Source organism: Serratia montpellierensis (assembly GCF_020858655.1).
Classification (GTDB): Bacteria; Pseudomonadota; Gammaproteobacteria; order Enterobacterales; family Enterobacteriaceae; genus Serratia; species Serratia montpellierensis.
Window position 1 is genome coordinate 394,340 of record NZ_VOSN01000022.1, and the last position, 10,989, is coordinate 405,328.

At 60.7% G+C, this 10,989-nt stretch carries 9 protein-coding genes and 1 pseudogene; 3 read left to right on the plus strand and 7 right to left on the minus strand.

Annotated features, from left to right (window positions below):
- Nucleotides 1-1,188, minus strand: coding sequence for a benzoate/H(+) symporter BenE family transporter (locus FUU19_RS24160; RefSeq protein ID WP_202669423.1), 1,188 nt, complete (start codon nt 1,186-1,188; stop codon nt 1-3).
- Nucleotides 1,189-1,303: 115 nt separating this feature from the next.
- Between FUU19_RS24160 and FUU19_RS24165 the strand changes: the two genes are divergently transcribed.
- Both FUU19_RS24165 and FUU19_RS24170 read left to right on the plus strand, forming a co-directional pair.
- Nucleotides 1,304-1,867: a helix-turn-helix domain-containing protein gene (locus tag FUU19_RS24165; RefSeq protein ID WP_033638405.1), complete on the plus strand. Its 564-nt coding sequence runs from the start codon at nt 1,304-1,306 to the stop codon at nt 1,865-1,867.
- Nucleotides 1,868-2,061: 194 nt separating this feature from the next.
- Entirely contained in the window at nt 2,062-4,155 is a 2,094-nt protein-coding gene (locus FUU19_RS24170; protein WP_230490524.1) for a prolyl oligopeptidase family serine peptidase, read from the plus strand.
- Between the two features lie 77 nt (nt 4,156-4,232).
- On the opposite strand, the gene dtpA is transcribed toward FUU19_RS24170, so the two are convergent.
- From dtpA to rsxD, 5 genes are all read right to left on the minus strand, one after another.
- Entirely contained in the window at nt 4,233-5,747 is a 1,515-nt protein-coding gene (gene dtpA, locus FUU19_RS24175) for a dipeptide/tripeptide permease DtpA (protein ID WP_141969076.1), read from the minus strand.
- Between the two features lie 606 nt (nt 5,748-6,353).
- Complete coding sequence (gene nth, locus FUU19_RS24180) at nt 6,354-6,995, minus strand: endonuclease III (protein ID WP_141969074.1); 642 nt, start codon at nt 6,993-6,995, stop codon at nt 6,354-6,356.
- Nucleotides 6,995-7,693, minus strand: coding sequence for an electron transport complex subunit E (locus FUU19_RS24185; protein WP_038873082.1), 699 nt, complete (start codon nt 7,691-7,693; stop codon nt 6,995-6,997). Before FUU19_RS24185 ends, nth begins: the two co-directional genes overlap by 1 nt.
- Nucleotides 7,690-8,319, minus strand: a complete 630-nt coding sequence (gene rsxG, locus FUU19_RS24190; protein ID WP_230490525.1) for an electron transport complex subunit RsxG — start codon at nt 8,317-8,319, stop codon at nt 7,690-7,692. The genes FUU19_RS24185 and rsxG overlap by 4 nt, the downstream gene beginning before the upstream one ends.
- Nucleotides 8,320-8,328: 9 nt before the next feature.
- Nucleotides 8,329-9,414: an electron transport complex subunit RsxD gene (rsxD, locus tag FUU19_RS24195; RefSeq protein ID WP_202669426.1), complete on the minus strand. Its 1,086-nt coding sequence runs from the start codon at nt 9,412-9,414 to the stop codon at nt 8,329-8,331.
- Nucleotides 9,415-9,779: 365 nt separating this feature from the next.
- Between rsxD and FUU19_RS24200 the strand changes: the two genes are divergently transcribed.
- Nucleotides 9,780-10,676 (plus strand): helix-turn-helix domain-containing protein, encoded by an 897-nt coding sequence (locus tag FUU19_RS24200; protein ID WP_197833852.1) that lies wholly within the window; start codon nt 9,780-9,782, stop codon nt 10,674-10,676.
- A gap of 33 nt (nt 10,677-10,709) precedes the next feature.
- Here the strand turns inward: FUU19_RS24200 and FUU19_RS24205 are convergent.
- Nucleotides 10,710-10,989: pseudogene (locus FUU19_RS24205) on the minus strand (electron transport complex subunit RsxC); the annotation flags it as partial.

Sequence of the window (10,989 nt, forward strand, 5' to 3'; positions counted from 1 at the left end):
TTATGCTGCAGCTCCTCGCCGCGGCAGCGACAGCAGCAGGTGGGCGATGGCGCCGCCGACAATGCCCCAGAAGGCCGAACCGATGCCGAGCAGCGTGACGCCGGAGGCGGTGATGAGGAAGGCGATCAGCGCCGCGTCGCGCTGCTTTTCATCATGCAGGGCGCGTTGCAGGCTGCCGCCGATGGTGCCGAGCAGCGCCAGCCCGGCGATGGTGTGGATCAGGGCGACCGGCAACGCGCTGAACAGCAGGCCGATGGCGCCGCCGAACAGCCCGGCCAGCAGGTAGAAACCGCCGGCGGCCACCGCGCCCATATAGCGTCGCTGCGGATCGGGATGCACGTCCGGCCCCATGCAGATGGCGGCGGTGATCGCGGCGATGCACACCGAGAAGCCGCCGAATGGCGCCAACAGCAGCGCGGTCAGCGACGTCCAGGCGATCAGCGGTGAGGTGGGGACACGGTAGCCCGCCGCCTGCAGCGTGGCGATGCCGGGGGCGTTCTGCGAAGCCATGGTCACCACGAAGAAGGGCACGCCGATGCCCAGCAGCGTCGGCCAGCTGAAGTGCGGTGCGATAAATTCCGGCATGACGAACGCCGGCGCCTGCTGTGCCAGTTTGATATCGCCCTGCAGCGCGGCGATCGTCAGCCCAACCGCCAGCGTCAGCACGATGGCGTAGCGCGGTTGATAACGGCGACTGAGCAGATAGGCCAGCCCCATGCCGGCGCTCAGAGGGAAATTGAGCTGCAGTGAAGCGAAGGCGTCCAGCCCGAAGCGCAGCAGGATCCCCGCCAACATCGCTGCAGAAATCGCCTGCGGGATGTAGTCCATCAGGCGGGCGAACAGCCCGGTGACGCCGCACAGCAGGATCAGACCTGAAGCGAAGATAAACACGCCGATCGCCTCGTTGATCGGCGTGCCGGGCAGGCTGGTGACCAGCAGCGCTGCGCCGGGCGTCGACCAGGCGGTGAGGATCGGGGTGCGATAGTAAAGCGACAGTCCCAGCGAGGTGACGCCCATCGCGATCCCCAGCGCGCTCAGCCAGCCGCCGATCTGCGCCGGCGTGGCGCCCGCAGCGGCGGCGGCCTGGAAAATGATCGCGGCAGAGCTGGTGTAGCCCACCAGAACGGCGACAAAACCCGCCATGACGGCGGGCAGGGTCAGATGACGTAGGGAGAGGGCTGGGCGCATGAGAAGCTCCAATCGGTGATTGTGCGTTATAACGCACGTTGAGAAATCAGCATAGCACCGTGCGCTATAGCGCACAAGCGGGTATAATCGGGCACGACACGCAAAGGAGAACTGGATGCAGGAACTTGCCGGCCATTTGGCACACACCCTTCGCACGCTGCGCGCACAGCGCGGCTGGAGCCTGACGCAGGCGGCGGAATACACCGGCGTCAGCAAAGCGATGCTCGGGCAGATTGAACGCGGCGAATCCAGCCCGACGGTCGCGACGCTGTGGAAGATCGCCACCGGCTTCAACGTGGCGTTCTCCGCCTTTCTTGAGGCGTCGCCCGCTCAGCAACAAGCGACGCTGCACCGCTACGGCGATCTGCCGGTGTACGATCAGGACAATGCTGATATGCGCGTGGTGCCGCTGTTTCCCTACGACCGCCAGCTGGGTTTCGATATGTTCGTCATCGATCTCGCACCGGGCGCGCTCAGCGAATCGTCGCCCCATGAGCCGGGCGTGATCGAGCATGTGATCGTAATCAGCGGCCGGTTGGAGTTGGCGATAGACGGCGAATGGCACAGCCTGGCGGCCGGTGAAGCGATGCGCTTTCAGGCCGATCGGCCGCACGCCTACCGCAACGCCAGTTCACAAACGGTGCGCATCCACGATCTGATCCACTATCCTCAATCCTGACTCAACGCGGCGGCCGTGGGCTTTGACTCCGCGCCGCCAAACGCCTACCTTGTTGAAAATGACTCTTATTTCACAGGCTGTCGCCCATGACGGGGCGGCGTTGCAGCCGACTCAAAAGGAGCTTGATTTTGCCGGTCACCAATCGACGTCAGTTTATTAAACTCAGCGCACAAACCGCAGGAGCCGTATTCGCGATGACTTCATTACCCAACAGTATCCGCCTGGCGATGGCGGCGGAGGGCGGCGCGGCCGCCGGCGATGACTTCCTGTGGCTGGAGGAGCTGCAGGGTAAAAAAGCGCTGCAATGGGTGCAGCAGGAAAATCAGCGTACCGTGGCGCGTTTCGGCCAGGGCGAAGACTTCCAGCGCATTGAGCGCGAAGTCCTGGATATCCTCAATAAAGACACCCAAATCCCGTGGGTGAGCAAGCGCGGCGAGTACTATTACAACTTCTGGCAGGACCAGGCCAACCCGCGCGGCCTGCTGCGGCGCACCACGCTGGACGAGTACCGCAAGGCCAAACCGGCCTGGGAGACGGTGCTGGATATCGATGCGTTGGGCAAGGCGGAAGGCAAGGATTGGGTCTATCAGGGCTCGCAGCCGCTGGCGCCGGAATACCGCTATTGCCTGATGCAGCTGTCGCCGGACGGCGGTGACGCTACCGAAATCCGCGAATTCGATCTGGTGGCCAAACGCTTCGTCAAGGACGGCTTCAACGTGCCGGTGGCGAAAAGCCGGGTCTCCTGGGTCGATCGGGATACGCTGTTCATCGCCACCGATTTCGGCCCCGGCTCCATGACCCAGTCCGGCTACGCGCGCATCGCCAAGCGCTGGCGGCGCGGCACGCCGCTGAGCGCCGCCGAAACGCTGTACGAAGCGCAGCCCGAGGATATGGCGGTCTTCGCCTATCACGATCGCACGCCGGGCTTTGAGCGCGATTTCGTCGGCCGCAGCCTGGACTTCTATCGCCGCGACTATTTCCTGCTGGCGCAGGATGGCCGGCAGAAAAAAATCGACATCCCGGCCGACGCCGAGCTGGATACGCATCGGGAATGGCTGCTGATCAAACCGAGCAGCGACTGGGAGGTGGGCGGCAAGCGTTATCCATCCGGCGCGCTGCTGGCGGCCAACTTCGATGACTACCTGGCGGGCAAGCGCGAGCTGCATCTGCTGTTTACCCCGACGGCGGAGCAGGCGCTGAGCGGCTACAGCGGCACCCGCGATCATCTGATCCTCAGCATCATGGATAACGTGGTCAACCGGCTGGAAGTGCTGACGCCGCAGGGCGGCAGCTGGCAACGTCGCCCGCTGGGCAACCCCGGCGCCATCAGCACCCTTTCCGCCGGCGGCATCGACGAAGAGAGCAACGCCTATTTCCTGACCGTCAGCGGGTTCCTGCAGCCGACCTCGCTGTATATGGGCAACCTCGACGGCGGTGAGGCGACGCTGCTGAAACAGGCGCCGCAGGATTTTGACGCGTCAGGCTACCAGGTGAGCCAGCATTTTGCGCGTTCCAAGGACGGCACCCGCGTGCCGTATTTCCAGATTGCCGCCAAAGATCTCAAACCGGACGGCAGTACGCCGACGCTGCTGTACGGCTACGGCGGGTTTGAAGTGCCGCTGCTGCCGGGCTATCTCGGCGGCAAGGCGCCGGCCTGGCTGGAACGCGGCGGGGTGTACGTGGTGGCCAACATCCGCGGCGGCGGCGAATACGGCCCGGCCTGGCACCAGGCGGCGCTCAAGCAGAACCGCCATCGCGCCTACGAGGATTTTGCCGCCGTGGCCGAAGATCTCATCGCACGCAAGGTGACCTCGGCGCCGCATCTGGGGGCGCGTGGCGGCAGCAACGGCGGCCTGTTGGTGGGCAATATGCTGACGCTGTATCCGCAGCTGTTCGGCTGCATCGTTTGCGAAGTGCCACTGCTGGACATGCAGCGCTATACCCAGCTTTCCGCCGGCGCGTCCTGGATCGCCGAATACGGTGACCCGAGCAAGCCGGAGGAGTGGGCCTACATCAAGACCTTCTCGCCGTACCACAACATTCAGGCGCAGACGGCTTATCCGCCGGTGCTGTTCTATACCGCGACCAGCGACGATCGGGTCAACCCGGCCCACGCCCGCAAAATGGCGGCGCGCATGCAGGCGATGGGGTATCAGCAGGCCTATTTCTATGAAAATACCGAAGGCGGGCACAGCGCCGCCGCCGATAAGCAACAGGCGGCATTCCACAGCGCGCTGGTCAGCGAATTCATGTGGGCCAACCTGAGCGGCAAGCCCAAGTCAGCGTAAGCACTTTTCTCGCGGCCATAAAAAAAACACCGGGGCATTAACCCCGGTGTTTTTATTTACGCTCAATTTGCCTGCGATCAGCGAGCCGCGGTGGCTTCCTGTGCTTTTTGATTGGCGTCTTCGGTGGTATCCAGCGTCATGCGGTACAGTTTCGGCGCGGTCAGCATCATCAGGATAGCGATGACGGCGGTGACGATGCCGATCTGCATAAACACATGGCTGTAGATGGCCAGCGAAGCGTGCGCGTCGTTGATATCGCTTGGGACGGCGGTCAGACCGGCAACCTTACCGGCGATCAGCGCGGCGGCGGCGGTGGTCAGGAACCAGGAACCCATGATGAAGCCCATCAGACGCTGCGGCACCAGCTGTGCCACCATCGCCAGACCCAGGCCGGAAATCATCAGCTCACCGATGCTCTGCAGCGCGTAGCTCAGGATCAGCCAGTTGACCGACACGATGCCCTGTTCGTTGGCGAAGCTGGCGCCCCATGGCAGCACCAGGAAGGCGCAGGAGCACAGGATCATGCCGAAAGCGAACTTGTGCGGCATCGGCAGGCGATCGCCCATTTTGTTATACAGCGCGGCCAGAATCGGGCTGGCGAGCATGATCCAGAACGGGTTCAGCGCCTGGTACTGCTCCGGCTCGAAGGCAACGCCAAAGATGTTGTGCTCCACGTTGTGGATGGCGAAGAAGTTCAGCGAGGTTGGCATCTGGCTGTACAGCACGAAGAACACTACCGCTTCCAGCATCAGCAGGAAGGCGACGATCATCTTGCGGCGTGCGGCGCCGTGCAGGGCGAAGGTTTCCTTGGCGAACACCAGAACGATGCCGGCGGAAACGAGAGCCAGCGCCCAGCGTGCGATCACCTGGTTGTGCAGCAGCCAGCTGGACACGGCGACCAGCGCCACGATGCCGACCAGCACCATCAGCAGTTTCGGCAGGTGCAGCGGCTTGAAGTCAGGCTTGGAGCCGTTTTTCTTCACCCACTTGTGGCACATCATAAAGTTGACCAGGGTGATCAGCATGCCGACCACGCTCAGGGAGAACGCCACGCTCCAGCCATATTTCGCCGCCAGCCATGGAGTGGCCAGCATGGAGAAGAAGGAACCGATGTTCACCGACATGTAGTACATGGTGAAGGCGCCGTCGAGACGCGGATCGTCTTTCTCATAGCAGGTGGACAGCAGGGAGGACGGGTTAGCCTTGAACAGGCCACTGCCCACGGCGATGGTCGCCATACCCATGTAGACCCAGAAGATGTCGTGGCCGGAGTAGGCCACCATGGCGTAACCGGCGGCCAGCACCAGTGCGCCGAGCACGATCACGCGTTTGGCGCCCAGCACCTTGTCGCCCAGCCAGCCGCCGATGGCGACGAAGCCGTATACCAGGGCGCTGAAGGAAGAGAACAGGGTGATGGAGTCGGCTTCGCTCATGCCGAGCATCTTGACCAGATAAACCGCCATGATGCCCTGCAGGCCGTAATAGCCGAAACGCTCCCACAGTTCGATCGAGAAGATCAGATAGAACGCTTTCGGTTGTTTGAACGCGTTAAGGCTAACGCTCTCCGGGTGTTGGTTGTTTGCTGTTGACACTGGTACCTCTGTTTTTTCGCAGCCCGTCTTTGGAGGACGGGAAAGTACAAAAGGATGCGGAACGGCATCCTTTTGCGTTGTTATAGGATGGGGACGGCGGTTAATGTTCACTATCTTTGTCAACGTGGCAAGCAGTTTGTCATATTCGGTTACATTTCACGCCCGCAGGATTATGCTGCGATGTTGCAAATGTTATGCAGTATTAACTTTCGGGTTTTAATGTTTTGCCGATTTTTTGTTTTGATTAAAAGCTATACGGATTTTAAACAGGGATATATTCTGCTGAATTGCTATTTTTTAGCGCATCAGTGTATGTGCGGTTATTAATCCGTTGGAATGTTGTGTATATGGCGCGTTTTGTAAAATTATAGAAATTTAGGAAAACGGGACTGGCATTTGTGAACGCCTTGTGATCCCGAAAGCGTGACGCTCACCGCAATTTTCGACTAATTTTTCGCTTGAAAATAACGCGGTACTGAGTTTTCCACTGAAAACCGCGATAACGCCGGGGTTACTGCTGCGCAATATCACATTTCCGATAAAAAAGAGGCGCTGGCGGGGGAGAGGAAGCGACGGGTGCGGTTTGCCGCACCCAACAGAACAGACTCAGGATTCCGGATAAACCTTTTCTTTATACTCGCACAGGTCTTCGATAATGCACGAGCCACAGCGCGGTTTGCGCGCGATGCAGGTGTAGCGCCCGTGCAGGATCAGCCAGTGGTGGCAATCGACCTTGAATTCGGCGGGCACTACCTTCAACAGCTTCTCTTCCACCTGATCGACATTCTTGCCCGGCGCGAAGTGGGTGCGGTTACACACCCGGAAGATATGGGTATCGACGGCGATGGTCGCCCAGCCGAAGGCCGTGTTGAGCACCACGTTGGCGGTCTTGCGGCCGACGCCCGGCAGCGCCTCCAGCGCGGCGCGATCCTCCGGCACTTCGCCACCGTGCAGCTCCAGCAGCATGCGGCAGGTTTTGATCACGTTTTCGGCCTTGCTGTTGAACAGGCCGATGGTCTTGATGTACTCCTTGACGCCATCAACCCCCAGCGCCAGCAAGGCGGCGGGGGTGTTGGCGACCGGATAAAGCTTGGCGGTCGCCTTGTTGACGCTCACGTCGGTGGCCTGCGCAGACAGCAGCACCGCAATCAGCAGTTCAAACGGCGTGGTGTACACCAGCTCGGTGGTCGGGTGCGGGTTGTTGTCGCGCAGCCGGGTCAGAATTTCCAGTCGCTTCTGCTTGTTCATCAGGCCTTCTCAGCACGTCCTTGTTCCAGCAGCGGTTCCACCGCCACGGCGCGGGCTTTGCGCGCCTTCATTTTTTCGTCGATCAGATATTTGACCGCCAGCAGCAGCCCCAGGCCGATAAAGGCACCCGGCGGCAGCATCGCCAGCAGAAACGGGCTGTCGAAATGCACGACTTCGATGCGCAGCGACTTGGCCCAGCCGCCCAGCAGCTGATCGGCGCCGTCGAACAACGTGCCGTTACCCAACAGTTCGCGCATCGAGCCCAGCGTCACCATCACGCCGGTAGCGCCGAGGCCGATGGCCATGCCGTCCAGCGCCGAGAGGCCGACCGGCTTCTTGGCGGCCACCGCTTCGGCGCGGCCCACCACGATGCAGTTGGTCACGATCAATGGAATAAAGATGCCGAGCGACTGATACAGGCCGAAGGCATAGGCGTTGATCAGCATCTGCACGATGCTCACCACCGCGGCGATGATCATCACGTAGATAGGAATACGCACCTCGCTCGGCACCCAGCGGCGTACCGCGGAGATGGAGGCGTTGGTCAGCGTCAGCACCAGCGTGGTGGCCAGCCCCAGGCCCAGCGCGTTGGTGACGGTGGAGGTCACCGCCAGCAACGGACACATGCCCAGCAGCTGCACCAGTGCGGAGTTGTTTTTCCACAGCCCCTGGACGATCAATTCTTTGGCTTCACTCATTCGCTGGCTCCACACGCAGGTAAGCTTTCAAGTTTAGGCGGCAGCGTTTCCATATACAACGCCGTGCGGTGCACCGCATTGACCACCGCACGCGGGGTGATGGTCGCGCCGGTGAACTGGTCGAACATACCGCCGTCTTTCTTCACCGCCCAGCGCTTATCGTCAGGGCCTTCGATTTTCTTGCCGCTGAAGAAAGAAATCCAGTCGGAAATGCGCAGTTCAATTTTGTCACCCAGCCCTGGGGTTTCGTGGTGCTCAATCACGCGGGTGCCGAGCACCGTGCCGTTGAAATCGGCGCCGACCAGCAGCTTGATGGCGCCGGAGTAGCCGTCCGGCGCGGTGGTTTCCAGCGCGCCGGCGGTCGGTTGCCCGTTTTTGCGCGCCAGGTACAAACGGTGCGGCGCGCCGTCGCCCAGCGCCGGGTCGCTGACCAGGAAGCACTCGTTCTGCATGATGTTGTCGTAGTTTTCCGGCGGTACCACCTGATCGAGCAGCGCTTTTTGCTGCAGCGCCGCCTGATGGGCGATGGTGGTTTTCGTCAGGGCGTAGACCACGGCGGTCAGGCCGGTGGTGACTGCCGCAAACACCGCCAGCGTGGTGCCGTGCTTTCTCATGGAATTCAGCATGGCGGCTCCTTAGCGATGGCCGTACACGCGCGGCTGCGTGTAGTGGTCGATTAACGGGACGGTGATATTGGCGAGCAGCACGGCGAAGGCCACCCCGTCAGGGTAGCCGCCATAGACGCGGATCAGCCACACCAGCAAGCCGATCAGCGCGCCGTAGATCAAACGGCCCTTCGGCGTAGTGGAGGCGCTGACCGGGTCGGTGGCGATGAAGAACGCGCCCAACATGCTGGCGCCGGAGAACAGGTGGATCAGCGGCGAAGCCTGATGCGCCGGATCGATCCACCAGGCCAGGCCGGAACAGAAGGCGATGGCGGCCAACATGCTAAACGGGATCTGCCAGTGGATCAGGCGGCGCGCCAGCATAAACAGGCCGCCGGCCAGGAAGCCGAGGTTGACCCACTGCCAGCCGATGCCGGCCAGGGCGCCGCCGAACAGCGGCTGCTGCAACACCTGTTCCACGCTGTGGCCGCTGCGCAGGCCGGTTTTGAAGCCGTCGAGCGGCGTGGCCTGGCTGATGCCGTCCACGCCCATCTGCAGTTCATGCAGCGTCGCGCCTTGCGAAGTATGGCCGCTGAAAATGGCCAGCAGCGTGTCGTGGAGCGACAGCGCGGTGGCGCGCAGCTCATCCGGCGGCAGCCAGCTGGTCATCTGTACAGGGAAGGAGATCAGCAGCACCACGTAACCGACCATTGCCGGGTTGAACGGGTTCTGCCCGAGGCCGCCGTACAGCTGCTTGGCGATGACGATGGCGAAGAAAGTACCGATGACAATCATCCACCACGGCGCCAGCGGCGGCAGGCTGATGCCGAGCAGCAGCGCGGTCAGCAGGGCGGAGTTATCCGCCAGCCGGCTGCGCACCGGCAGCTTGCGCAGCGTGAGGATTGCGCCTTCCGCCGCCAGCGCGACGATCGCCGCCAGCGCCACCTGAATCAATACGCCGTAGCCGAAGAACCAAATCTGTGCCGCGATGCCGGGAATGCACGCCAACATGACCCACAGCATGATGCGGCTGGTGCTTTGCTGGTTGTGGGTGAAAGGCGAGCTGGCGATGTGTAAGCCTTTGGCGGCTGTGGGTGATACCGGCCTGAACTTCATAGAGTAAAGATACCTTCTGCGCCGCGCCTGCGGCAGTTTCGATGCGCCGTTCTGAAGGCGCGGCAAAAATGATAGCCGAGCATTCTACCTGATTCGATGCGAGGGTAATACGCCTTAATGATAGGGGTATTCGCCTTTTCGCACTCGCGAATATCAGGGTGGCGCGATTTGATTTTTTTTTGGCCAGAAAATGGGCTAACGTGAGGAATTGTCAGTGGAACTTGTGCCGCCATTGACTGCGGGAATCGGGGTAACCGTATGAATGAAATATCATTTTTATCCAGATTTTCGCACAAAATAACAACTTTCACATAATACGTGTAGGTTACTATCGCGAACATTATTGAGTCAGTGAATCCATAATAATGACAAATGAAGACATTTTTTTTATTGAAGAGCTAATTGAGTGGGTGGAGATACATCTGGAGAAACGGCCAAACCTGGATGAAGTCGCGCGAATTTCGGGCTATTCCAAGTGGCATCTGCAGCGTAAATTCAAGCGTATTACCGGCATTCAACTCGCCACTTATATCCGTTCGCGCATCCTGACGCGTGCAGCAGTGGCGCTGCGTATCACTCGCCGCTCCATCATCGACATCTCCGATGAGCTGGGCTTCGACTCGCAGCAGACCTTTACCCGCATGTTCAAGCAGCGCTTCGGCACCACCCCCAATCGCTACCGCTCGATGGAGCACTGGGACGTGAAAAACCTGATGCCGCGCTTTAACTTCGAAGCCAGCTACGGCGCCGGTTATTATCCGGAGGTGAAGCGGCTGACCTTGCCCGAGATGCAACTGGTCGGCTTCTCGCGCCGGCTGGATTTCGCCTCCGAACAAGAGCTGGAGTACGCTTCCTGCATGGCGATGAAGGACGAGATTTTCAACGACTTCTTCAAGGGGTTGCACGTCGATTGCCGGCGGATTTACAGCATCTATTCCCCTCATGCCGGGGGGGAAGGCGAAGAGCTGTCCTCCACGCTGGTGATGGCGGTCGATCCGGAACACAAAAAGGATATTCTTTCCAATCACCAGATAGATACCATTCATCTGCCGAGCCGCGAGTTTATCTCCATCAACCATAAGGGCACGGCGAAAGAGTGTCTGCAGTTTTTCGGCTACCTGGTGTCACATGTGATGCCGGGATTGAAGGATAAGGTGCGCGGCAGTATGGAAATGGAGATCATTCAAACCAAAGAGTGGAACCCCGAGTCCAAACTGCGCCAGATTGAAGTGGATTATACTTATCTGATCTCTATCGATTAAACGGCGCCAGGCTGTGGCCTGGCGCCGCTGTCATCATTTGTCTTCCGTTTCCGCCGCCAGCGATTCTCTGGCGGCTTTTTTGGCTTTGGCACGGGCGATAGCCGCCGCCACCGCCGCCTTGCGCGGATCTTCCTCGGCGGTTGCCGGAGCCGGTTCCGCCGCAGCAGGGGCATCCGCCTGTTGCGCCGCTTTCTTGGCTTTGGCACGGGCGACAGCCGCCGCGACCGCCGCCTTGCGCGGATCTTCCTCGATGGCAGCCGGAGCCGGTTCTGCCGCAGCAGGGGTATCCGCCTGTTGCGCGGCTTTCTTGGCT